This window comes from Shewanella eurypsychrophilus (assembly GCF_007004545.3).
GTDB lineage: Bacteria > Pseudomonadota > Gammaproteobacteria > Enterobacterales > Shewanellaceae > Shewanella > Shewanella eurypsychrophilus.
On the sequence record NZ_CP045503.2, the window covers coordinates 4,200,361 to 4,224,092 of the forward strand.

The window sequence follows — 23,732 nt, forward strand, 5'->3', positions numbered from 1 at the left end:
TTACATTTACATTATATGGTGCGAATAGGAATAGTCGAACCTACAAACACTTGGTTTGTAGCTAAGCACTCAATCCAGCTGAGCTACATCCGCACAAATAAACGTTACTATTTTTACATTTTATTGAATGGTGCGGATGGGAGGAGTCGAACCTCCGACCGCCTGGTTCGTAGCCAGGTACTCTATCCAGCTGAGCTACATCCGCAACGCGTTTCAATATTTTCCGTCATCATACAAAATGGTGCGGATGGGAGGAGTCGAACCTCCGACCGCCTGGTTCGTAGCCAGGTACTCTATCCAGCTGAGCTACATCCGCATATCTTGTATTCTGCTATCTGGCCAGAGATAACAACATTGTCAATGGACTATAATCCACTAACAATGATTTGGACAAAAAAGCCCGAAGACACTGTCAACGGGCTTATTTGTAATGGCGGAGAAGGAGGGATTCGAACCCTCGATGGGATTTAAAGCCCATACTCCCTTAGCAGGGGAGCGCCTTCGGCCACTCGGCCACCTCTCCGAAAATCACAAAAACGAAAATGGTGCGGATGGGAGGAGTCGAACCTCCGACCGCCTGGTTCGTAGCCAGGTACTCTATCCAGCTGAGCTACATCCGCAAATTTCGTCTTACTTGATTATTCAATCAAACATCATTGAAAATCAATATTCCCAGTCAAAACATCAACTCGAAATTTAAATATGGTGCGGATGGGAGGAGTCGAACCTCCGACCGCCTGGTTCGTAGCCAGGTACTCTATCCAGCTGAGCTACATCCGCACAAATAAACGTTACTATTTTTACATTTGCATTATATGGTGCGAATAGGAATAGTCGAACCTACAAACACTTGGTTCGTGGCCAGGTACTCTATCCAGCTGAACTACATCCGCACAAATAAACTTTACTATTTTTACATTATATTGAATGGTGCGGATGGGAGGAGTCGAACCTCCGACCGCCTGGTTCGTAGCCAGGTACTCTATCCAGCTGAGCTACATCCGCAACGCGTTTCAATACTTTCCGTCATCTTACAAAATGGTGCGGATGGGAGGAGTCGAACCTCCGACCGCCTGGTTCGTAGCCAGGTACTCTATCCAGCTGAGCTACATCCGCATCGTATTTGCAAGTAAGAAATGGCGGAGAAGGAGGGATTCGAACCCTCGATGGGATTTAAAGCCCATACTCCCTTAGCAGGGGAGCGCCTTCGGCCACTCGGCCACCTCTCCGTTTCTTGGCGCACATATTACTGTTTGATGAAAATAAGTCAAACCATTTCTTAGAAAGGTTTTGCTGTTTGCCCTGTTTTTAAACAGATCACTCACATATCAGCCAAACTGTATATAGAACGGCTTTTTTATCCACGATAAAAAGTGTGACTTGAAACTGTAAGCGAACTTATTGGGAAAATGCCTATAGCCAGAAAACAAAAAAGCCAGTTTAAAACTGACTCTTCTATTTCAACGTATTCTTAAGGTGAAAACAATTAGAAATTGCCACCTTCAGACGCATTACCTGATTTTTCAGATTGAATGCGCTGGTAAATTTCTTCACGATGCACAGAAATTTCTTTAGGCGCATTAACACCAATACGTACTTGATTCCCCTTGACGCCTAAAACAGTGACAGTTACTTCATCACCAATCATCAGTGTTTCTCCAACACGACGAGTCAATATCAGCATTCGTTTGCTCCTTTAGTTCCAAATTTAGCTTTATTCGATATTATTCCGTTATATGCCTATTATAAGGTTAGCTTAGTACAAATTAAAAGTACCCTAGTGGAAAACCACCATTTAAATACACCTTATTTAGGTCGAAAGCGTGACCTAGCCCCCGTACTGCACTCTGCGACGGTTGATCATAGAGCACTTTTGAATCTAATATCAGACCATCAATAAACCTAGCATTAATTCCTGCTTACACCAAGGCTGAAAGCACTTTTCGACCACAAAGCATTAAGAAAGGAACATTTTGCCAACAAGTTTCACTAGCCTACTAAGATGTCATCACAAGCTCCTAAAAGCCTTCACCTAGCAAAATCACAAATGTGATAGCAACCCGTCTAATTGATCAATCTAGTCTCTAGCTATGTGTCAGGTATAAAAAAAGGCGCTATATTGATATAGCACCTTTAAAGTCGTGTTCTTAATTATGATTTAGCGATGAGAAGCACTGAGAAAAGCAGTCTTAATCATTATCCTAAGCGCTCTTGTAACCAAGGGAGGACTTCAGATAGTGCCCCATCTAGATTCTCAGGCTGATTGCCGCCAGCTTGCGCCATATCAGGTCGTCCGCCACCTTTACCGCCAACTTTAGAGGCGATACTTGCAACCAGTTCGCCCGCTTTAACTTTAGCGGTCAAATCTTTGGTCACACCAACAATTAAATTCACTTTAGCATCGCCAGCAATACCTAAAACCACAATACCTGAACCCAGCTTCTGCTTTAGTTCATCCAGTAAGCCTCTCAATGCACCAGGTTCAACGCCATCAAGCTTCTTGATCAAAACCTTGATACCATTGACATCTTGCGCGTCACCAGCAAGGTCGGCGCTGGTCGCAGCAGCAAGCTTATCTTTTAGCTGTGAAAGCTCTTTCTCGAGCTGCTTAGTACGGTCTAGCTGAGCTTTCAACTTAGTCACGACAGAGTTGCTGTCAGCCTTAAGCAATTTTGCAGCTTTATCGAGCTCAGTTTTTTGCGCAGCAATAAATTCCATCGCAGCAGCGCCTGTGACAGCTTCAATACGACGAACGCCCGCTGCAATACCACCTTCAGAGGTGAGCTTAAATAAGCCAATATCACCTGTACGACCGACGTGTGTACCACCACATAGCTCGATAGAGAAATCCCCCATAGTGACCACACGTACTTCATCTGAGTACTTCTCACCAAAGAGTGCCATTGCCCCCTGCTCTTTTGCTGCATCGATACTCATCACCTGAGCACTCAATTCATGGTTGCGTCGAATTTGGGTGTTAACAAGATCTTCAACGGCTTTCAATTCTTCAGGCTTAACAGCTTCAAAGTGAGAGAAATCGAAACGCAAACGCTCTGGGTCAACCAATGAGCCTTTCTGAGTCACATGCGTACCAAGCAGTTGACGCAATGCAGCATGAAGTAAATGAGTCACCGAGTGGTTAAGTTCAGTACGATGACGTAGCTGCTTATTGACTGAAGCAACAACATCTTGACCTAGCTTCAGGCTACCGCCTTTTAAAGCACCTAGATGACCAACAGCCTGGCCGTATTTCTGTGTGTCTTTAACAACAAACTCAATACCATCAACACTCAATATACCGCTATCACCACATTGACCGCCAGACTCACCGTAGAAAGGTGTGGTATCTAAGATAATAACGGCATCTTCACCCGCTGTAATTTCTGTGACAGGTTCACCCGCTTTATAGATAGCGGTGATCTTGCCATTGGCAACTAAATCAGTGTAGCCAGAGAACGTAGATTCTTCATCGATCTTAAGTGACTCATTGTAATCGGTATCGAACTGACCAGCAGCTTGAGCACGACGTCTCTGCTCTGCCATTGCAGCTTCGAATCCGGCTTCATCTACTGTGATATTGCGCTCTCGACAAACATCAGCCGTTAGATCCACAGGGAAACCATATGTGTCGTATAACTTAAAGGCTGTCTCACCATCGAGAATTTCACCTTTGAGGGTATTTAGAGCAGCGTCTAACATTCCAAGACCACGCTCTAGAGTGCGGGCAAACTGCTCTTCTTCAGCTTTCAGAGACTTTTCTACAATGGCTTGCGTCTCAACCAGACCTTTTGCTGCATCCCCCATCACTTCTATCAGCGTTGGAACCAACTTATAGAAGAAAGAGTCTGTTGCACCTAACTTGTTACCATGACGCACTGCTCGTCGAATAATACGACGAAGCACATAGCCGCGACCTTCATTGGATGGCATAACGCCATCAGCAATTAAAAATGCACATGAACGAATATGATCAGAAATAACGCGTAATGATTTATTTTCTAAATCGGTAACACCCAATATTTCAGCAGTCTTTTTAATCAGTGCCTGGAAGATATCAATTTCATAATTTGAATGCACGCCTTGCATAATAGCTGCAATTCGTTCAATCCCCATACCCGTATCAACTGATGGCTTAGGCAGTGGCAGCATGTCACCATTTGCTTGGCGATTGTATTGCATGAAAACGATGTTCCAGATCTCGATAAATCTGTCACCATCCTCTTCGGGGGTACCAGGACGACCGCCCCAGATATGATCGCCATGATCATAGAAGATTTCAGAACAAGGCCCACAAGGACCGGTATCACCCATTTGCCAGAAGTTATCTGAAGCGTATGGCGCTCCTTTATTGTCACCGATGCGAATTAAATTTTCAGCTGGAACGCCGATCTCTTTTGTCCAGATGTCATAGGCTTCATCATCAGTTTCATAGATGGTCACGCACAGGCGCTCTTTGGGAATTTTTAATTCTTGAGTCAAAAAGTTCCATGCAAAACCGATCGCTTCGCGTTTAAAATAATCGCCGAAACTAAAGTTACCTAACATCTCAAAAAAGGTGTGATGACGCGCGGTATAACCCACGTTATCTAAGTCGTTATGTTTGCCACCGGCTCTTACACATCTCTGTGAAGACGTTGCACGCGTATAACTACGCTTATCTTCACCAAGGAATACATCTTTGAACTGATTCATACCCGCGTTCGTAAATAATAAGGTCGGATCATTGACAGGTACCAGTGAACTGCTGTCCACAACCTGATGTTCATTTTTGCCGAAATATTCCAAGAAAGCAGTTCTTAGCGCTGCAGTGGTTTGATACATGAAATCACCCTGAGTTGAGATTGCGTAAATTATGAGCGTAGTGTTCGACGACGAATTGATGCTAATGACAGTCGTTTTATTAGTGACACTTACACTATTTTAAGCCGTATTATAAGCAGTCTACAGGATAACAACCAGAGTTTTAGGAGAGGATTATAGGAAAGGAGATATATCGTTTAACAAAACGGTTTGTTCTCTGGAGTATTGTGTCTTAGTGACTCATCATTAGGATCATGCTCCAGTACCTAAGTCATGTGATCCTGCGCAAAGTTCGTCGAACTATTTTAAAACCCGTTTTTTGCTTTTAAAGCAAGAATAGTCGCGGCGCGCAAGGTACGCTGCCGCGAAATAGTATGCCAGATGGCTCACGGGCTTGTTCATTAAACGTCAGATATTAACTGACTGAATTAAAAAACTTCACCAGTCTCGAGATCCACATTCTCATCGCCTGTAGCTGACTCTGCCGCATCTGGAGAGGCGAGTAACATACCACGAAGTGCAGTTTCAATTTCTGTCGCAATTTCAGGATGTTCAATTAGATACTTACCCGCATTTGCACGTCCCTGACCTATTTTATTGCCTTTGTAGCTGTACCAAGCACCGGCTTTCTCGACTAATTTATGTATCACACCAAGGTCGACTAATTCACCGGTACGGTTGATGCCTTTCCCATAAAGAATTTGGAATTCAGCCTGCTTAAACGGTGCGGCAATCTTGTTTTTAACCACTTTTACACGGGTCTCGTTACCGATAACTTCGTCACGATCTTTGATTGCACCGATACGGCGAATATCGAGACGTACAGAAGCGTAAAACTTAAGTGCATTACCACCGGTTGTGGTTTCAGGGTTACCGAACATGACACCAATTTTCATACGAATTTGGTTAATGAAGATAAGCATTGTATTGGTTTGTTTCAGGTTACCGGCAAGCTTACGCATTGCTTGGCTCATCATACGAGCCGCTAGCCCCATATGTGAATCACCGATCTCGCCTTCAATCTCAGCTTTTGGCGTTAGGGCCGCAACCGAATCGACGACGATGACATCAACGGCACCAGAACGGGTCAAGGCATCACAAATTTCCAACGCTTGCTCACCAGTATCGGGTTGAGAACAAAGTAGGTTATCGATGTCGACACCTAATTTTTTAGCATAAATTGGGTCTAAGGCATGCTCTGCATCGATAAAGGCACACACTCTACCTTCACGTTGAGCCGCTGCAATCACTTCTAGAGTCAGTGTCGTTTTACCAGAAGATTCAGGTCCGTAAATCTCTACGATACGTCCTAAAGGAAGTCCACCGGCACCCAGTGCAACGTCCAAAGAAAGAGAACCTGTAGAGATAGTCTCAACATCCATTGAGCGGTTCTCGCCCAGTTTCATGATAGAGCCTTTACCGAACTGTTTTTCAATTTGTCCTAAAACGGCATTCAGTGCTTTCTCTTTGTTCGCATCAATCTTCATTCCGATATCCTCTTCGCGCATAATCTAAGTCACGGCAACAATGCCGATATAAACTGGTGACGACTCCGGTATTTGAGCCAAGGAAAACTTTATCCTGCTCAAAAAGGCGTCTCAATATGAAAGCTAGTATACTGTACAATCATACAGTATCAAGTACTGATCATGATTATTTTCTTCTCTACATGTTCACTCAATTTAAAGCACTTGTTACAGAAGAAAAATTCAATCTGACTATTTATTTTTTAAAGACGCAACTGACTCGAAAAATTGCTAATATTGGCATCATATTTTTAAGGCAGCTCCGATGGAGCATCTTGCCTGTTCAATACCTCATAGAAAAAACGAGCTGTAGATGAATCCAATCGACACCCAAAGTTTAGAAAAACACACCCCTATGATGCGTCAGTACCTGACGCTCAAGGCCGAAAACCCTGACATGCTACTTTTTTATCGTATGGGTGACTTCTACGAGCTTTTCTACGACGATGCCAAGAGGGCATCCGAACTTTTAGGTATTTCACTCACCGCTCGCGGTAAGAGTGGAGGTGATCCTATTCCCATGGCAGGGCTTCCCTATCATGCCGTGGAAGGTTATCTCGCCAAACTGGTGCAACTTAGGGTCTCTGTTGCTATCTGTGAGCAGATCGGCGATCCAGCCACCTCCAAGGGACCTGTTGAGCGAAAAGTTGTTCGTCTCGTCACACCGGGAACTTTGACCGATGAGGCCTTATTGCAGGAGAGACAAGATAACCTGCTTGCCGCGGTATACCATGGGAAGGTAGGCTTTGGTTATGCCACCTTAGATCTCAGCTCCGGCCGCTTCGTTGTCAGTGAACTTGACACTAAAGATGCATTAGAAGCTGAGCTACAACGCACTAATCCAGCAGAGCTTCTCTATAGCGAAGATTTCAGTGAGATGTCTCTTATCAAAGGATTCAATGGCAAGCGCAGGCGTCCTGAATGGGAGTTTGATTTTGACACTTCACGTAAGTTGCTCTTAGATCAGTTTAAGACTAAAGATCTTCGTGGCTTCGGTCTCGAAAACGTTCGTTTGTCACTCCAAGCTGCCGGCTGTCTGATGCAGTACGTCAAAGATACTCAAAGGACCGCTCTGCCCCACATCAACTCTATCGTGCTATTTAATCAAGATGACAGCATCGTCCTCGATGCAGCCACAAGAAGAAACTTAGAGCTGACAATCAACCTACAAGGTGGGCGAGAAAATACCTTATCGGCAATCTTGGATAATACGACAACCCCCATGGGCAGTCGTATGTTACAGCGATGGATCCACGAGCCATTGAGAGATCGACAACAGGTTGAATCTCGCCTAGGAGCTCTCGATGAGTTACTCAATAGTGGACTATTTGATACGTTAACACCTCACCTAAAAGGCCTGGGGGATATTGAACGAATCACTGCTAGGCTGGCACTTAGGAGCGCAAGACCAAGGGATTTTTCACGTCTGAAGCAGGCACTATCCATATTACCAGACATCCAAGCGTTACTTGCTGATTGCCAATCACCCCATCTTATCCGCTTAGCAAAAGTCATCGGTGAATTCCCCGATGAACTTGCGCTACTCGACAGGGCTATAGTAGACAATCCGCCTATGCTGATCCGCGATGGTGGAGTCCTGAAAGATGGCTACAACGAAGAGCTAGATCAATGGCGAGCCTTGAGCAAAGGGGCAACAGATTACCTCACTGAATTAGAAACTCGTGAGAAACAAGCTACTGGTATATCGACACTGAAAGTCGGCTATAACCGCGTACATGGCTATTACATCGAAGTAAGCCGTAGAGAGTCCGATCTTGTTCCTCTGAGTTACCAGCGCAGACAAACCCTTAAGAATACTGAACGATATATCATCGCAGAACTTAAGGAGCACGAAGAAAAAGTACTTTCAAGTCAAGGCAAGGCTCTGGCACTGGAAAAACAGCTCTGGGAGCAGTTATTCGATCTTATCTTGCCGAGACTCCATGAGTTACAATTATTCGCTCAGGGAGCGGCAGAGCTAGATGTCATCAGTAATTTTGCCGAGCGCGCCGAGACACTAAATTATCAATGCCCAACACTCACCGATGCTGCTGGTATCCATATTGAGTCCGGTAGACATCCCGTGGTCGAACAGGTCAGTCAAAGCCCTTTTATTGCGAATCCCGTGACCCTGAATTCAACGCGTAAAATGCTGATTGTGACAGGTCCGAATATGGGGGGTAAATCGACCTATATGAGACAAGTAGCTTTAATTACACTGATGGCACATATTGGCTCTTACGTCCCCGCTCAAAGCGCTGTAATAGGCCCGATAGATAGAATATTTACCCGTATCGGTGCATCTGATGATTTAGCATCTGGCCGCTCGACCTTTATGGTTGAGATGACAGAAACTGCCAATATTCTCCATAATGCCACCACTCAAAGCTTAGTTTTAATGGATGAAATTGGTCGCGGAACATCAACCTATGATGGCCTTTCATTAGCGTGGTCAGCAGCTGAGTATTTGGCAGAAAAAATTCAGGCTATGACACTATTTGCCACTCATTACTTTGAGTTAACCCAGCTACCGGAACTTATCGCCAATGTCGAGAATGTACACTTAGATGCTATCGAGCACGGTGACAACATTGTCTTCATGCATGCAGTGCAAGAAGGGGCTGCAAGCAAAAGTTATGGCCTACAAGTCGCCGCTCTAGCTGGGGTTCCCGCTAAAGTGATTGCAGCAGCCAAACATAAGTTACATCACTTAGAGAGCCGAGATAGCAGTCAAACAAGCAAGTTGCCGACTCAGCAAAGCATGGCTTTTCCTGATCCAACAGTGTCGCAAGTAGAAGATGCTTTGATGAGTATTAATCCAGATGAACTTAGCCCTAAACAGGCCTTAGAGATACTGTATAGGCTGAAGCAGCTAGCTTAGACAATGCCATGGCGTTCAGGGAAGGAGGTTTGCCAGGATTGTGCAGTACAGAGTGACATAGCTCTTTACAACAGAGGCCAGACACAAGGTCTATTTCTTGTCATCCCTGACAAATAGACATAAGTGTTCCAGACACAAAAAGCGCACTAAAAAGTGCGCTTTTTTTGTAGTAATACTGAAATGTGATACCTATACCAGTCGGTATAAGAAAGTGGTATTTAATACTGCTAACTAAGACTAAACTCAGAAAAAATCTATCACGAATACATCAAATCTTTAAAGAATGCTTCCTACTTCAAAGCCATAACCCTAAAAATGGGGCTCCCAAAAAAGAAAATAATCTTAAATATGTGGGCGCCTATTTATCACTAAATATGAATATACTTATAGTTAAGCTTTAAAAATTGCTTCAACTGATAGTCCTTGGGCGCCGAGTAGATCTTTAAGACGCTTCAGAGCTTCTACTTGAATTTGACGAACACGTTCACGAGTTAAACCTATCTCTCTACCTACATTTTCAAGTGTCGATGGTTCGTATCCCAACAATCCAAAACGGCGCGCTAACACCTCTCTTTGTTTTGTATTGAGTTCATCTAACCATTTGACTACTGACTTTGACATATCTTCATCTTGGACCTTGTAATCAGGACCGACATTGTCATCATCAGCAAGCACATCGAGTAATGCTTTATCGTTATCTCCACCGAGTGGAGTATCAACTGAGGTAATTCTTTCGTTAAGCTTCAGCATACGGCTGACATCGGAGCTGGGTAGATCGAGTTTGTCAGCAATCTCTTCTGCCGTAGGCTCATGATCTAACTTATGTGCAAGCTCTCTTGCAGTCCGAAGGTAAACGTTAAGTTCTTTAACAACATGGATAGGTAAACGAATCGTTCTTGTCTGATTCATGATGGCGCGTTCTATGGTCTGTCTAATCCACCAAGTCGCATAAGTTGAGAAACGAAAACCTCGTTCAGGATCAAACTTTTCTACGGCTCGGATCAGGCCTAAGTTACCCTCTTCTATGAGGTCTAATAAGGCTAAGCCACGATTGTTATAACGACGGGCAATCTTAACAACAAGTCTTAGATTACTTTCAATCATGCGGTTACGTGATTTACCACAGCCTTTTAGCGCTTTACGTGAAAAATACACCTCTTCTTCCGCACTCAATAGAGGGGAAAAACCAATCTCGCCTAAATACAACTGAGTTGCATCCAGGTTTTTCTGTAAATCATCCTGAACTTGCTGCTCAAGTTCGGTTTCTTGTAATTTATTTCCTTTTAGAGTTTCAGCTTCAGATTCATTCTTTGATAAATCCACTAACGGCTCCGCAACAGCGGTACTTTTTCTACGACCCATAAAATGATCTCCCAAAATTTCAAATTTAAATTACTGCACTTTACTATCCTCCAAATGCCAAAACGGCTCCTAAACCATTATTGTTTAGGTAAATATTTAAGTGGGTCAACAGACTTCCCGTGGTAACGGATCTCAAAATGTAACATGACCCTATCGGTACCCGTATTACCCATTTTTGCTAGTGTTTGTCCAACTGAGACAAACTGTTTTTCTTTGACTAAGATTTTATCTGCATGGGCATAAGCACTTAAGAAATCATCGCTATGCTTAACAATAACCAAATTTCCATAGCCCCTTAGAGCACTACCAGCGTATACAACTCGCCCATCAGCTGCGGACTTAATTATGCTACCCCGATTACCAGCAATCTTAATACCTTTGCTTCCTTTCTCTTTAGCAGAGAAACGTCCGATCAATTTTCCTTTCACTGGCCAGAACCAACGGCTTACCTTAGTCGGTAATTGTTCCTTTAAGCTGTGGACAGGCTTGTTAATAACTTGTTGACCAGTGGTTACAGAATACGCAGACTCTTTAGCTTGATCAAGTGGTTTATTTTTAGACGCTACAGAGGAAGATCTAACCACTGATTTATGCTCAACCTTTTGTTTATTCGAAGCTTTACCCTTTGTAGATACAACTTTAGAAGGAGTCTTTGTTGCGGTTATAGCCGTTCGGCTATTTGTAACACTAGGTGTCAAACTTAGGTTTAATCGCTGCCCTGGATAGATGGTGTAGGGTTCTTTGAGCTTGTTTTTCTTAGCTAAATTCACAAAATCATTGTTAGATGCCCAAGCGATTGAATAAAGTGTATCCCCTTTCTTAACGCGATAAGAATCAGTTTTTAATGCCCCTTTATTATAAGCAGCCATCACGGGAGTCGTGACATTGACCACAGGAGCAGGCCGGTTAGATTGGAAACTACATCCAATAAAACAAACACATACGAGTAATAGAAGTAAATGTTTGCACTTCATCCCATTAACCAAGAAAAACTCCTAAAAATGACCAAGAATAAAATATGACTAAAAATCATAATAATTCAGATAATGATTTTAAAGCCCAAGTAATGGCTTAATTTAAGCGAGTTCACCATTAATAAGAGGGACAAAACGAACCATCTCTACTACTTCTGAACTATAAGTGTCTCCTTGGCGTACTACTTTTAGTAGCTGCTGTGACTCCTCTCCAACAGGAATAACCAACACACCCTTGTCAGCTAATTGAGTCACTAATGCTTCTGGCACACTACTGGCTGCAGCTGTAACCATAATGGCGTCAAATGGCCCTTTATTTGGCCACCCTTTCCAACCATCACCATATTTGAAGGATATATTATGCAGATCTAATCGCTTTAGTCTTTGTCGAGCTTGTATTTGTAAACTTTTTATACGTTCAACTGTACACAGCTCGGGGACAAGTTGTGCCAGTATTGCAGCTTGATAACCTGAACCAGTACCAATCTCTAACACTTTTGATGGCTTATGAGCCAGGAGTAGTTCAGTCATTCTAGCGACAATATAGGGCTGAGATATTGTTTGTCCTTGGCCTATTGGTAAAGCAGTATTCTCGTAGGCTTTATGACCTAATGCAGCATCAAGAAATGACTCTCTAGGCGTGCTAGCAACGGCTTGAAGCACCGCTTCACTCTTTATCCCTGACTCATGTAGACTTCTGGCTAAATTTAACGCTAGTGTCGTCGCTACGCCATTCATATGTTATCAATCCATTCTTGCAGTGGTTTAATTCGTTCAAATGCAGTCAAATCTACGGTTAACGGTGTCACTGAAATATAACCATTGGTGACTGCATGAAAGTCAGTTCCAGCTGATGCATCTTGCTCATCGCCAGGAGGACCTAACCAATAAATATCTCTACCAGCAGGATCGTGTGCCTTAATCATCCCAGCAGCTCTGTGTCTGGCACCTAAGCGTGTGACTTTAATGCCTTGAATCTTATCAATGGGTAAATCTGGAACATTGATATTCAAGATCTGATCTTGTGCTATCGGCTTTTTAAGCAGCCCCGCAATGATCTTGCAAGCAAAATGCGCTGCGGTATCATAATGCTGCAGTTTAGAGCCCACTAATGAAACGGCCACGGCAGGCAGACCAAGAAAACGCCCTTCCATTGCTGCTGCAACCGTACCTGAATACAGGGTGTCATCGCCTAAATTGGCGCCAGCATTAATACCCGCAACAACCATATCAGGCTCATCGGGATAGAGTTCACGTATCGCAAGATGAACACTGTCTGTTGGTGTGCCACTTACAGCAACAAAACCATTACTTAACGTATTAATTCGTAAAGGGTTAGTCAAGGTTAAAGAGTTACTCGCGCCAGAGCAGTTACGATCTGGCCCCACAGTCATAACCTGGTAAGACTCAGATAGCGCATCCGATAACACCTTAATTCCTTCCGCGGTTACACCATCATCATTACTTACAAGGATCTTAATCATTACTAACCTACTCTTTGACTTATACTCTAATTGATTGACACAAACTTATGATCTTTGGGCTAAAACTAGTTTTGCTCTTGTTCACGCCTCTCTTGCTGCCGCTGGCGAAACTCGCGGTCTTTAACATCCTCATAATCGAACAATTCACGCAGCACAGATGTTGCAAAGCTTCCTGAGGGTAGCGCAAACTTTAACACGATGACATCTTCGCCTTCTTGTTGATAAGTAAGATGCTGTGGTTCAAGCAGCAAAGGACGACGTTCTTGATCAAGCCCTGCATGTTCTAGCCCATCACGATCAAGTTCAAACTCTGAAAGTGCTAAATTCTCAAAATCGGCAGCTTCACCTTGAGGTAATATGCTGCCTCTGCCCCACATAGGTGCAGAGAGTTGAATATCTTTTTCATCCAGACGCTTAAGCAGCTCTGCATCCCATTTTTCAGCGACAAAATAGCTGCGACTTCCAGCTAATAAAACACTGTCACCGTCCAACTTTGCTAGCCCATGTTTTGCTAATCTAGCAGAAGTGACGTAATTAAATAGATAAGAGCGGACAGCAGATAGGTACATACTGCGTTTCTTTCTATCTTTCACCTTACGACCAGTAAACATCTGTCTGCCAAAGATTAAATTCTTACCATCATGACCAAATCTTTGCTCACCAAAGTAGTTAGGTACTCCAGTCTCCTTGATGAGAGCTAACCGAGCCAATACATCATCCATATCGGTAAGATTTCGTAACGTGAGCGTAAATCGGTTACCCGCTAAGGCACCAATTCTTAGTTTTTTACCGTGACGATGACTAGATAATACCGTTAGCTCTTCATTGTTTAAACTGGACCATTCTGGCGTTTCTTTTCCCGGAATACGTACACCAAACCACTGCTCGGTAATGGCATTTTTATCTTTTTGGCCAGCATAAGTCACCTCTTTAGGATGAACATGAGCAAAACCAGACAATATCTTAGCGACATCAGCGGTGTTCAGCCCCTCTTTGCGGATATGCAGCAGATGATGCTCCCCCTCTCCAGTGGGGCCGAAGGGTAATATCTCCTGAACAATAAAGTCACTATTGTTTGTACGAAGATCAGCCTTTGAAGCTGGCTTACCGTGTAAATAATGAAGTTCTATCATGGTCTGTCTTAATCTCTTTAGATCTAGCAAATTAGGTGTAAACGATACTGTTACTTATAAAGCTTGTTTGGCTACAAGCACTACAGCTTCGACGGCAATGCCCTCTTTTCGGCCTGTAAAGCCAAGCTTTTCGGTCGTTGTGGCTTTAACATTGATATCATCAATGCTGGTATTTAAATCTTGACTGAGCACGGTACGAATCGCTTGTATATGAGGCGCCATTTTAGGCGCTTGAGCAATAATGGTGACATCGAGATTACCCAGTTCGAACCCTTTAGCCTGGATCAATGCATAACAATGGCGAAGCAATTGACGGCTATCTGCTCCTTTAAATGCTTCATCGGTATCGGGAAAATGCTTACCAATGTCCCCAAGAGCCAGTGAGCCTAAAATAGCATCAGAGATTGCATGCAAGACAACATCCCCATCAGAGTGCGCTATCAAACCACACTCATAAGGAACTTGCACACCACCGAGTAGCAGTGGCTTATCGCCACCAAACTTATGCACATCAAAACCATGGCCAATACGTATATTCATTTTTGTTCCAAAGAAGTCATTTATGTCATAGCCTAATTCACTAATATTGGGCTAGAGCTCTTGCAGGAAATATCTCACAGACTATATATTAACTTGGCTAGCCTTTCGTCCGTTGACTTAAAAATAACGCCGCAAGTTGCAAGTCATCAGGGTGAGTGATCTTAATATTATCCGCTCGTCCAGTCACAAGGCCAGGTGAAAAGCCTGCCCATTCCATTGCTGAGGCTTCGTCGGTAATATTAGCCTTAGCAGCAAGCGCGTTTGCCAAGTTTTCTTTTAGTGCTTTTACAGGAAAAAACTGCGGCGTTAAAGCGTGCCATAACAATTCTCGACACACTGTTTCTGTGATCACTCCCTGAGAGTCACTTCGTTTCATGGTATCTCGTACGGGGGCTGCCAGTATAGCGCCTTGAGGAAACAATTGTCTTGAATCTATGAGTTTATCGATATCATTATGGGTTAAACATGGACGAGCGGCATCGTGCACCATGACCCAATATTCATCATCTAAATGCTCGAGACAAGACTGAACAGAGTCAGCACGTTCTTTACCGCCTATAACGGATTTAAGCTTAGGATGACTAGATTGCGGCAAAGAGGTAAATAGGTCGTCTTGTGGATGAAGCGCAACGATAACACGCTCAATTTTGGGGTGAGATAACAGCAGTTTTAACGTCAAAGATAGAATAGTATCTTCACCCAACTTCAAATACTGTTTAGGAATGTCTGCGCCCATCCGGCTACCAATACCTGCAGCGGGAACGATAGCAACAATCTGATCTTGGGGAGTGTTCATTTATTACGCTTCTACTCATGGCGTTGAGCAGCCTTTAATTTGCAGGTTTTAGACGTTCACCAACGACACGAAAAAATGTTTCATCTTTTTTTATCATACCTAGCTCGTTACGGGCACGCTCTTCAAGCGCCTCTGTACCACTACTAAGATCGATAATCTCTTCTCGCAACACTTGATTTCGTGCAACCAATTTGGCATTACCCTCTTGCTGAAGTGCTATTTGCTCACGAAGCAGCACGGATCCAGGAAGACTGTTAACACCAAACCATAACTGGTATTGAAGTAGGCCTAATAAGGCAATCAACACAAATAGAAAACGTTTCATGGTGATATCTATTATTGTTCGACATGACTGCGATGATAATACAACAAAAAAGGCCACCCAGTGGTGACCTTTTCATTCTAACGGCATAATTAACCTTGCTTGCTTAAAGTTTAGAGATTCAATCTCTCACTCAAAGCAAAGCTAAAGTTATACCAGACCTTTAATTTCGCTACGACCACGGTAAGGCGCTTTCTCGCCTAGCTGCTCTTCGATACGAAGAAGCTGGTTGTACTTAGCTATACGATCTGAACGACTCAGAGAGCCTGTTTTAATCTGACCAGCACAAGTCGCAACAGCGAGATCGGCGATAGTCGAATCTTCAGTCTCACCACTACGGTGTGAGATAACCACGGTGTAACCGGCTTCTTTTGCCATACGGATAGCCGCAAGCGTCTCTGTAAGCGTACCGATCTGGTTAAACTTGATCAGAATAGAGTTACCGATGTTGTTATCGATACCGCGCTTAAGGATCTTAGTGTTTGTCACAAACAAATCATCGCCAACTAACTGGATCTTATCACCTAAAATCTGAGTCTGATAAGCCCAACCATCCCAATCTGACTCGTCTAAGCCATCTTCGATTGATGCGATAGGGTATTGTTCAGTCAGCTCTTTAAGGAAGTCAGAGAAACCATTAGCACTGAACACTTTGCCTTCACCAGCAAGATCATATTTGCCATCTTTGTAGAACTCTGAAGCCGCACAATCTAGTGCAAGCGTCACATCTTCACCTAGCTTGTAGCCAGCTTTCTCGACAGCAACCTTGATCACAGCCAGAGCATCAGCATTTGAAGCCAAATCTGGTGCGAAACCACCTTCATCACCTACAGCTGTATTGAGGCCCTTATCCTGAAGTACTTTCTTCAAGTTATGGAAGATCTCAGCGCCCATACGTAGCGCTTCACGGAAGTTCTTAGCGCCAACAGGCTGAACCATGAATTCCTGAATGTCGACGTTGTTATCAGCATGCTCACCGCCATTGATGATATTCATCATAGGTACAGGCATAGTGTATTGGCCCGAAGTACCATTTAAGTCAGCGATATGTGCATATAAAGGTACACCTTTAAATGCTGCAGCGGCTTTGGCCGCGGCTAAAGATACAGCTAAAATAGCGTTTGCGCCTAGCTTATCCTTGTTCTCAGTACCATCAACATCGATCATGATCTGATCAAGTTCACTTTGAGCCGTCGCGTCTTTACCCAGTAAAGCATCACGAATTGGACCATTGATGTTAGCAACAGCTTTCAATACGCCTTTACCCATGTAGCGGCTTTTGTCACCATCACGAAGCTCTAACGCTTCACGGCTACCCGTAGAAGCACCTGATGGCGCTGCAGCCATGCCATGAAATCCACCTTCTAAGTGAACTTCTGCTTCTACAGTTGGGTTGCCACGAGAATCCATGATTTCGCGACCAATGACGTTAATAATTTTAGCCATAATTTCCTCGGTTTAAGTTTAAAAATTAAAAATAAAGTAAAACTGAAATAGGTTCATCTAAATTTACATTAACCAAAAACAAAAAAGCCGCCCCCAAGATGTGGAAGCGGCTTTTGTATCTGGTTTAGCCCAAATCGCGTTTCTGATACACGGCGGCTGCAGCGACAAAACCTACAAATAATGGCTGTCCATCACGAGGTGTCGAAGTAAATTCAGGGTGGAATTGACCGGCAACAAACCATGGATGATTTGGTAGCTCGATCATTTCAACAAGCTGGCGGTCTGATGATAGACCACTAAACATTAGGCCAGCTTTTTCTAAACGTTCTTTATAATTGTTGTTCACTTCAAAGCGGTGGCGATGACGCTCGACACAAGAGTTACCCTTGTATGCTTCTGCCGCTTTACTGCCTTCTTCAAGATGACAAAGCTGAGCCCCAAGGCGCATAGTGCCACCAAGATCTGACGTTTCATGACGTTGTTCAACTCCGCCATCTTCGTTAAGCCACTCAGTGATCAAACCAACAACAGGATGTGGAGATTCTTTATTAAATTCTGTTGAATGTGCGCCTTCAAGACCGGCAACATTACGAGCAAACTCAATCAAAGCGACTTGCATACCTAGGCAAATGCCGAAATATGGTATGTTGTTTTCACGAGCATATTTAGCCGCAAGGATTTTACCTTCAACACCACGCTCGCCAAATCCGCCAGGAACTAAAATTCCATCAAGGCCATGAAGCTCTTCTTCACCTTTAGCTTCAACTGTTTGCGAATCAATGTACTTAATATTAACCGATACGCGGTTAAACAGACCCGCATGCTTCAATGCTTCGTTGACTGATTTATAGGCGTCAGGCAGTTCAATGTACTTACCCACCATACCGATAGTCACTTCACCAATAGGGTTAGCTTCTTGGTAGATCACTTGTTCCCACTCATGCAGATCGGCTTCTTTACACTCGATGCCGAAACGCTTGACCACAATCGCATCTAAGCTTTGAGCCTTAAGTAGCGCCGGGATCTTGTAGATGCTATCGACATCTTTGAGTGAGATAACTGCACGTTCTTCAACATTACAGAAGAGTGATATTTTCGCTCTTTCATTAGCTGGAAGCACACGATCGCCACGACAGATAAGAATATCCGGAGCGATACCGATAGAGCGTAGCTCTTTCACTGAATGCTGTGTAGGCTTAGTCTTGACTTCACCTGCAGCGCCTAAGAAAGGCACTAGAGTAAGGTGCATAAACAGGGTACGATCACGACCTAGTTCTACGCCTAACTGACGAATAGATTCTAAAAATGGTAATGATTCGATATCACCAACCGTGCCGCCAATCTCGACGATAGCGACATCATGACCTTCACCACCTGCAAGCACTCTGTCTTTGATGGCATTAGTGATGTGAGGAATGACCTGAATGGTCGCGCCTAAATAGTCACCACGACGCTCTTTACGAAGGACTTCTTCATAGATACGGCCTGTGGTGAAGTTATTACGACGGTTCATCTTGGTACGAATGAAGCGCTCATAATGACCTAAATCAAGATCAGTCTCTGCTCCGTCCTCGGTAACAAAAACTTCTCCGTGCTGAGTCGGGCTCATGGTGCCAGGATCCACGTTAATATATGGATCTAGCTTCATAATGGTTACGTTTAGGCCTCTAGCCTCTAAAATTGCCGCTAACGATGCTGCCGCAATGCCTTTACCTAGTGATGAAACCACGCCACCAGTTACGAAGATATACCTTGTTGTCATTATGAACCTGAGAAAATGAGTTGGATAATATGTGCTTGTAAGAAAGCACTAGGACGGGGCGCAATTATAGCAAACCCCTAAGCCTTCGACAAACAAGTTAAGCGATAATTTTTATCTATTTGAGCTCTCTTGACTCTTGACTTGATTCCAGTAACTATCCAGTTCGGTTAAAGTGTGCTCTTCCATAGCCTTATCACTCTGATTTGCTAGTGTTTCTACACTTCGAAATCTTCGCTCAAACTTTTTATTTGCCTGACGTAATGCTTGTTCAGGTTCAACACCAAGATGACGAGCAAGATTCGTTACAGCGAATAGTAGGTCGCCCATCTCATCCAATATTCGTTCTGAGTCCGGTTTATCCTGTTTGACTTCATATAATACTTCATCTATTTCTTCATGGATTTTAGCTACAACAGGATCAAGCTCGGCCCAATCAAAACCCACTCTCGCCACACGCTTTTGAATTTTAACTGACCGGCTCAGAGCTGGCAAAGCTAAGGGAATATTATCTAATACCGAATAAAGCGACTTCGCATTACGCTCCTTAGCTTTAATGGTTTCCCAACTTTCTTTGACTTGCTCTGCACTGGCCTCTTTAAGTGCACCAAACACATGAGGATGCCTTGAGGTTAGCTTATTGCAGATTTTCTCAACCACATCGGCAAAATCAAACAGACCTTGCTCCTTTCCAAGCTGGCAATAAAACACCACTTGAAATAACAGGTCTCCCAGCTCATCAGGCAGTTCCTCGAGCGCCATTCGCTCTATGGTATCGGCAACTTCATAGGCTTCTTCTAAGGTAAATGGAACAAGTGTACTGAATGACTGTTCCAGATCCCAAGGGCAACCAGATTGTGGGTCCCTGAGCTTAGTCATAACATCTAGTAGAGGCTCTATTTCATTCGTTTTCATCATAATACCAATCTCATTAAAACAAAAAGGCAGCCTACGCCGCCTTTCTTTATATGTGGTTTAACTTAGCTTGAACTTACAATCTTCTTGCTTCACTGACACCGTCTACCTGATTAATCTTAGTCAGCACTTTAGACAGGCCATCTAAATTGTATAACTCAAGTTCAAGTTCTATTGCTGCTGTTTGTGTTTTCACATCAGATGATGAACTCATCGCCATCACGTGAGTTTTCTCTGCGGCGAGAACAGAAGTGAGATCCCTTAGCAACCCCGAACGATCACTGGCGATGATACGGAGTCGGATCTTATAGCCACCAGAATAATTCTGCCCCCAAACCACATCGACAGTGCGCTCTGGATGAGCCCGCATTAACTCTTTGACTTGATCACAATCTGCTCGATGAACTGAGATCCCACGGCCCTTAGTGATAAAACCAAATATCTCATCGCCGGGTACTGGCTGGCAACAACGAGCTATATGGCTCATCAAATTACCTACACCACTGACCTCTACCTGCCCTTTACCTTTGCGCCCGACCTTACTCTGACCCTTTTTAACTAGGTCTTCGACCGCTTCTTCATCGGAGAACTCATGTTTACGCATTTGGCTCTGAACATGGTTAACCACTTGGTTGAGCCTGACATCCCCGCCACCAATTCCGGCAAGTAGGTCATCCATGCTCACCATGTTAAACCGTTCGACCGCAGTTTGTGCATCTTTGAGCTTAAGGCCTGCTCGAGACAGCTCAGTTTCTAGCATCTCTCTTCCGGCAACGATGTTCTTATCTCTATCTTGTTGCTTAAACCAATGTTGGATCTTAGAACGCGCACGAGAGGAACGAATATAGCCTAAATGTGGATTGAGCCAGTCTCGTTTAGGGTTAGGATGTTTAGAAGTAATAATCTCTATGCGCTGGCCTGTTTCAACTTGATAAGTAAAAGGCACAATACGACCATCGACTTTAGCACCGATACATTTATGTCCGACATGGGAATGAATGTAATAGGCAAAATCCAGCACTGTAGATCCTAATGGCAGGTCAACCACTTCACCGTTAGGCGTGAAGACATAGACTCTGTCTTCAAAGACTTGACTGCGCACCTCTTCGACCAAGTTGCCACTTTCAGCGACATCTTCCTGCCACTGCAAGATCTTACGCAGCCAGTTAATTTTATCTTCATAACCGCTCTGCTTACTACCGCCACTGGAACCCTCTTTATATTTCCAGTGGGCAGCCACTCCGAGCTCTGCATCTTCATGCATCTGTTCGGTGCGAATTTGAATTTCAACCGTTTTGCCTTCAGGACCCACAACTATAGTATGGATTGACTGGTAACCATTGGGTTTGGGATTAGCCACATAATCATCAAATTCACGGGGAATATGATGCCAAAGTGTATGCACCACACCCAAGGCACCATAACAGTCTTGTAATCTATCAGTCACGATACGAACGGCGCGAACATCGAAAAGCTCATCGAACTTAAGGTCCTTGCCTTTCATCTTCTTCCAGATGCTATAGATATGCTTAGGCCGACCATAGACTTTGGCTCTGATTTGGTCTTTATCTAAACGTTCTTGCAACTGCTTAACAAAATTATCAATAAAGGTTTCACGGTCTAACCGCTTACCATCTAACTGTTTGGCAATATCTTTGTAGGTTTCTGGATGAAGGTATCGGAATGAAATATCTTCCAGTTCCCATTTTAGTTGACCTATACCTAGCCTGTTAGCTAACGGAGCATAGATATCTGCGATTTCTCTGGCAAGCAGCACCCGAGTCTCTTCATCAGCGTTTTTAACTTCTCTGAGCAAACAAATACGCTCGGCAAGCTTGATCACGACAGCGCGTACATCTTCGACCATCGCGAGCAACATACGGCGTATATTATCAATCTGCGGCTCTGCGGCGCGGGATTGCTCATTAATTTTTAAAGCGCCAATAGCATTCATGGTTTCTACGCTACGAACTAGCGTAGCTAATCCGCTGCCGAACGTTTCCTCTAAAGACTCTTTAGTAAAAACGCCGGCCTCGTAGGCCACAAAGATAACTGACGCCTGCAGCGTTTCGATATCCATATTCAAAGGCGCAAGAATTTCGATTAACTCTCTGGCTCTTTGAGAAAGGATGGGATCAGTTTTGGAGTGCAGGGACATTAAATCTTCAACTTGACGGATCAGCTCAAGTAAGCTTTGAGCTTCGTCAGTATCGCTAATATAACGATTAACCCACTCCTCCAGCTGAAAATCCGGATCACTAAAATGTGCTTCTCGAACTGATACCATCTCAATAACATCCTTTATTGTTAAATCTTAGAGTACGCTTGGGACGTTAATCCCTTGGCTGAATGACCTATCTTCAGCATTCCTATTGTATTGTCAATTAACAAACGCTGACTCGATAGTTAATTAGCTACATTTTCTACAATTATTTCAATTCAAACAAGGCCATTGCTTCGATATGATGAGTTTGAGGAAACATATCAATCAAGCCTAGCCTAGCTAATTTATAACCATGCTTTAATAAGGGCTCACTATCTCGGGCTAAACTCGCCGGGTTACACGACACATAAACAATAGATTTAGGCTTCATTTTCTTAAGCCACTGCAGACTTTCATAAGCACCCGCTCTGGCAGGATCCAACAGTATTTTATCTACTTTACCTAACCAAGGTTCTTTAGACAGGTCAGCACTTAAATCGGTATGATAAAATGAGACATTATCCAAGTGATTCAATTCAGCATTGAGTCTGGCCTGCTGTACCATCTCAGGCACCCCTTCAACGCCGATCACCTCACCACCTTTTCTTGCCAGCGGTAGACTAAAATTACCAACACCACAGAATAGGTCCAGCACTCGCTCATCGGGTTCGACAGCCAGCCAATCAACAGCTTGATTAACCATAGCCTGATTAATATCACCATTAACTTGAATGAAGTTACCTGGAGTAAAGTTGAGTTTCACTTCGTCGTTAAGCAGATAATGTGGCAAGGCCTCTGCACCTATGGTTAGTGCTTTAGGCTCTTTATCGATTAGCGTTAATTCTGATTCATTACCTTGTACGATTAATTTAATCTGCTGACTCGCAGTAAATGCTTGTAGCTTTTCAATATCATTCGCAGACATAGGCTTAGTCGTTCTAATGATGCAGTAATTGCCATTATCAACTTGGATCAATTCAACATGGCCCAAGGCTTTTTTGCTTTCAAGCTGATTAAGTAGTGCAGATAAAGGAGAGATCAAATCAGATAAGGACGCCGCGAGTACTGGGCAGTGCTTAATGGCTACCACTTGCTTGCTCGATAGAGCCCTAAAACCCAATGTGGTTTGTTTAGTCCCTTTATCATAGTAAGTCGCTAGCCGAGCACGTCGGCGATAATCCCACTCATCACCAATCAGTGCAGGCGCAAGACTATCTGCTTTAACTTGGCTAAGCTTAGCCATCAAATCGACCAACGCAGCTTCTTTATGCTCACGCTGCTTGTCGCTGGTCAGATGCTGAAGATCACAGCCACCACACTGACCATAATGAGCACATTTAGGCGTCACACGCTGAGGTGATGTCTGCTCGACTTCAAGTAACTTGGCACGAGCATAACGCTTTTTCTGTTCTATCAGCTGCACCTTCACCTTTTCACCAGGCAGTGCTCCCGGGATAAATACAACTTTCCCCTCATGCTGTGATATGCCAGCCCCTAAGTGATCGAGCTGAGTAACCTCTAAGCTTATTTTAGCTGATATTTTCTTAGAACTATTTGGTTTTGCTTTAAAAAACTGTGCCATTGTGGCCTC

At 43.8% G+C, this 23,732-nt stretch carries 17 protein-coding genes and 8 tRNA genes; 1 reads left to right on the forward strand and 24 read right to left on the reverse strand.

Annotated features, from left to right (window positions below; translation table 11 throughout):
• Positions 1 to 128: 128 nt before the first annotated feature.
• The 11 genes from FM038_RS17930 to recA all read right to left on the reverse strand — a co-directional run bounded on the left by FM038_RS17930 (position 129) and on the right by recA (position 6,287).
• A tRNA-Arg gene (locus FM038_RS17930) sits at positions 129 to 205 on the reverse strand.
• A gap of 34 nt (positions 206 to 239) precedes the next feature.
• A tRNA-Arg gene (locus FM038_RS17935) sits at positions 240 to 316 on the reverse strand.
• Positions 317 to 431: 115 nt separating this feature from the next.
• Positions 432 to 523: transfer RNA gene (locus FM038_RS17940), tRNA-Ser, on the reverse strand.
• A 20-nt stretch (positions 524 to 543) separates the two neighbouring features.
• Positions 544 to 620: transfer RNA gene (locus FM038_RS17945), tRNA-Arg, on the reverse strand.
• Positions 621 to 703: 83 nt separating this feature from the next.
• Positions 704 to 780, reverse strand: a tRNA-Arg gene (locus tag FM038_RS17950).
• 148 nt (positions 781 to 928) lie between these two features.
• Positions 929 to 1,005: transfer RNA gene (locus tag FM038_RS17955), tRNA-Arg, on the reverse strand.
• A gap of 34 nt (positions 1,006 to 1,039) precedes the next feature.
• Positions 1,040 to 1,116, reverse strand: a tRNA-Arg gene (locus FM038_RS17960).
• A 21-nt stretch (positions 1,117 to 1,137) separates the two neighbouring features.
• Positions 1,138 to 1,229 (reverse strand) — tRNA-Ser (locus tag FM038_RS17965).
• 257 nt (positions 1,230 to 1,486) lie between these two features.
• Positions 1,487 to 1,684, reverse strand: coding sequence for a carbon storage regulator CsrA (gene csrA, locus FM038_RS17970; protein WP_142874677.1), 198 nt, complete (start codon positions 1,682 to 1,684; stop codon positions 1,487 to 1,489).
• Between the two features lie 512 nt (positions 1,685 to 2,196).
• On the reverse strand, positions 2,197 to 4,821 hold the full coding sequence (gene alaS / locus FM038_RS17975; RefSeq protein WP_142874678.1) for an alanine--tRNA ligase: 2,625 nt from the start codon (positions 4,819 to 4,821) through the stop codon (positions 2,197 to 2,199).
• Positions 4,822 to 5,228: 407 nt separating this feature from the next.
• Entirely contained in the window at positions 5,229 to 6,287 is a 1,059-nt protein-coding gene (recA, locus tag FM038_RS17980; protein WP_142874679.1) for a recombinase RecA, read from the reverse strand.
• A gap of 352 nt (positions 6,288 to 6,639) precedes the next feature.
• Here recA and mutS point away from each other — a divergent pair, with 352 nt between their 5' ends.
• The gene (gene mutS, locus FM038_RS17985) at positions 6,640 to 9,207 is read left to right on the forward strand and encodes a DNA mismatch repair protein MutS (protein WP_142874680.1); all 2,568 of its coding nucleotides are present in this window, start codon (positions 6,640 to 6,642) and stop codon (positions 9,205 to 9,207) included.
• A gap of 390 nt (positions 9,208 to 9,597) precedes the next feature.
• On the opposite strand, the gene rpoS is transcribed toward mutS, so the two are convergent.
• The 13 genes from rpoS to rlmD form a co-directional block, all read right to left on the reverse strand.
• On the reverse strand, positions 9,598 to 10,569 hold the full coding sequence (gene rpoS, locus FM038_RS17990; RefSeq protein ID WP_142874681.1) for an RNA polymerase sigma factor RpoS: 972 nt from the start codon (positions 10,567 to 10,569) through the stop codon (positions 9,598 to 9,600).
• A 77-nt stretch (positions 10,570 to 10,646) separates the two neighbouring features.
• Positions 10,647 to 11,543, reverse strand: coding sequence for a peptidoglycan DD-metalloendopeptidase family protein (locus FM038_RS17995; protein WP_142874832.1), 897 nt, complete (start codon positions 11,541 to 11,543; stop codon positions 10,647 to 10,649).
• A gap of 102 nt (positions 11,544 to 11,645) precedes the next feature.
• A complete protein-coding gene (locus FM038_RS18000; protein WP_142874682.1) occupies positions 11,646 to 12,281 on the reverse strand; it encodes a protein-L-isoaspartate(D-aspartate) O-methyltransferase in 636 nt (211 codons plus the stop codon).
• Positions 12,278 to 13,027, reverse strand: coding sequence for a 5'/3'-nucleotidase SurE (gene surE, locus FM038_RS18005; protein ID WP_142874683.1), 750 nt, complete (start codon positions 13,025 to 13,027; stop codon positions 12,278 to 12,280). The genes FM038_RS18000 and surE overlap by 4 nt, the downstream gene beginning before the upstream one ends.
• Positions 13,028 to 13,092: 65 nt before the next feature.
• Positions 13,093 to 14,160 (reverse strand): tRNA pseudouridine(13) synthase TruD, encoded by a 1,068-nt coding sequence (gene truD / locus FM038_RS18010; protein ID WP_142874684.1) that lies wholly within the window; start codon positions 14,158 to 14,160, stop codon positions 13,093 to 13,095.
• A gap of 54 nt (positions 14,161 to 14,214) precedes the next feature.
• Positions 14,215 to 14,700, reverse strand: coding sequence for a 2-C-methyl-D-erythritol 2,4-cyclodiphosphate synthase (ispF, locus tag FM038_RS18015; RefSeq protein ID WP_142874685.1), 486 nt, complete (start codon positions 14,698 to 14,700; stop codon positions 14,215 to 14,217).
• A 97-nt stretch (positions 14,701 to 14,797) separates the two neighbouring features.
• Positions 14,798 to 15,496, reverse strand: coding sequence for a 2-C-methyl-D-erythritol 4-phosphate cytidylyltransferase (ispD, locus tag FM038_RS18020; protein WP_142874686.1), 699 nt, complete (start codon positions 15,494 to 15,496; stop codon positions 14,798 to 14,800).
• A 34-nt stretch (positions 15,497 to 15,530) separates the two neighbouring features.
• Positions 15,531 to 15,821, reverse strand: a complete 291-nt coding sequence (gene ftsB / locus FM038_RS18025) for a cell division protein FtsB (protein WP_142874687.1) — start codon at positions 15,819 to 15,821, stop codon at positions 15,531 to 15,533.
• Positions 15,822 to 15,968: 147 nt separating this feature from the next.
• Positions 15,969 to 17,264, reverse strand: a complete 1,296-nt coding sequence (eno, locus tag FM038_RS18030) for a phosphopyruvate hydratase (protein WP_142874688.1) — start codon at positions 17,262 to 17,264, stop codon at positions 15,969 to 15,971.
• A 124-nt stretch (positions 17,265 to 17,388) separates the two neighbouring features.
• Positions 17,389 to 19,026: a CTP synthase gene (locus tag FM038_RS18035; RefSeq protein WP_142874689.1), complete on the reverse strand. Its 1,638-nt coding sequence runs from the start codon at positions 19,024 to 19,026 to the stop codon at positions 17,389 to 17,391.
• Between the two features lie 111 nt (positions 19,027 to 19,137).
• Positions 19,138 to 19,938: a nucleoside triphosphate pyrophosphohydrolase gene (gene mazG / locus FM038_RS18040; RefSeq protein ID WP_142874833.1), complete on the reverse strand. Its 801-nt coding sequence runs from the start codon at positions 19,936 to 19,938 to the stop codon at positions 19,138 to 19,140.
• Between the two features lie 76 nt (positions 19,939 to 20,014).
• Positions 20,015 to 22,225, reverse strand: a complete 2,211-nt coding sequence (gene relA / locus FM038_RS18045) for a GTP diphosphokinase (RefSeq protein WP_142874690.1) — start codon at positions 22,223 to 22,225, stop codon at positions 20,015 to 20,017.
• 142 nt (positions 22,226 to 22,367) lie between these two features.
• A complete protein-coding gene (gene rlmD, locus FM038_RS18050; RefSeq protein ID WP_142874691.1) occupies positions 22,368 to 23,723 on the reverse strand; it encodes a 23S rRNA (uracil(1939)-C(5))-methyltransferase RlmD in 1,356 nt (451 codons plus the stop codon).
• Positions 23,724 to 23,732: the final 9 nt, after the last annotated feature.

What these genes read in the sequence shown, in the direction of transcription:
- csrA (WP_142874677.1), bottom strand. Translation starts at nt 1,684, where the DNA reads ATGCTGATATTGACTCGTCGTGTTGGAGAAACACTGATGATTGGTGAT.
- alaS (WP_142874678.1), bottom strand. Translation starts at nt 4,821, where the DNA reads ATGTATCAAACCACTGCAGCGCTAAGAACTGCTTTCTTGGAATATTTC.
- recA (WP_142874679.1), bottom strand. Translation starts at nt 6,287, where the DNA reads ATGAAGATTGATGCGAACAAAGAGAAAGCACTGAATGCCGTTTTAGGA.
- mutS (WP_142874680.1), top strand. Translation starts at nt 6,640, where the DNA reads ATGAATCCAATCGACACCCAAAGTTTAGAAAAACACACCCCTATGATG.
- rpoS (WP_142874681.1), bottom strand. Translation starts at nt 10,569, where the DNA reads ATGGGTCGTAGAAAAAGTACCGCTGTTGCGGAGCCGTTAGTGGATTTA.
- FM038_RS17995 (WP_142874832.1), bottom strand. Translation starts at nt 11,543, where the DNA reads ATGAAGTGCAAACATTTACTTCTATTACTCGTATGTGTTTGTTTTATT.
- FM038_RS18000 (WP_142874682.1), bottom strand. Translation starts at nt 12,281, where the DNA reads ATGAATGGCGTAGCGACGACACTAGCGTTAAATTTAGCCAGAAGTCTA.
- surE (WP_142874683.1), bottom strand. Translation starts at nt 13,027, where the DNA reads ATGATTAAGATCCTTGTAAGTAATGATGATGGTGTAACCGCGGAAGGA.
- truD (WP_142874684.1), bottom strand. Translation starts at nt 14,160, where the DNA reads ATGATAGAACTTCATTATTTACACGGTAAGCCAGCTTCAAAGGCTGAT.
- ispF (WP_142874685.1), bottom strand. Translation starts at nt 14,700, where the DNA reads ATGAATATACGTATTGGCCATGGTTTTGATGTGCATAAGTTTGGTGGC.
- ispD (WP_142874686.1), bottom strand. Translation starts at nt 15,496, where the DNA reads ATGAACACTCCCCAAGATCAGATTGTTGCTATCGTTCCCGCTGCAGGT.
- ftsB (WP_142874687.1), bottom strand. Translation starts at nt 15,821, where the DNA reads ATGAAACGTTTTCTATTTGTGTTGATTGCCTTATTAGGCCTACTTCAA.
- eno (WP_142874688.1), bottom strand. Translation starts at nt 17,264, where the DNA reads ATGGCTAAAATTATTAACGTCATTGGTCGCGAAATCATGGATTCTCGT.
- FM038_RS18035 (WP_142874689.1), bottom strand. Translation starts at nt 19,026, where the DNA reads ATGACAACAAGGTATATCTTCGTAACTGGTGGCGTGGTTTCATCACTA.
- mazG (WP_142874833.1), bottom strand. Translation starts at nt 19,938, where the DNA reads ATGAAAACGAATGAAATAGAGCCTCTACTAGATGTTATGACTAAGCTC.
- relA (WP_142874690.1), bottom strand. Translation starts at nt 22,225, where the DNA reads ATGGTATCAGTTCGAGAAGCACATTTTAGTGATCCGGATTTTCAGCTG.
- rlmD (WP_142874691.1), bottom strand. Translation starts at nt 23,723, where the DNA reads ATGGCACAGTTTTTTAAAGCAAAACCAAATAGTTCTAAGAAAATATCA.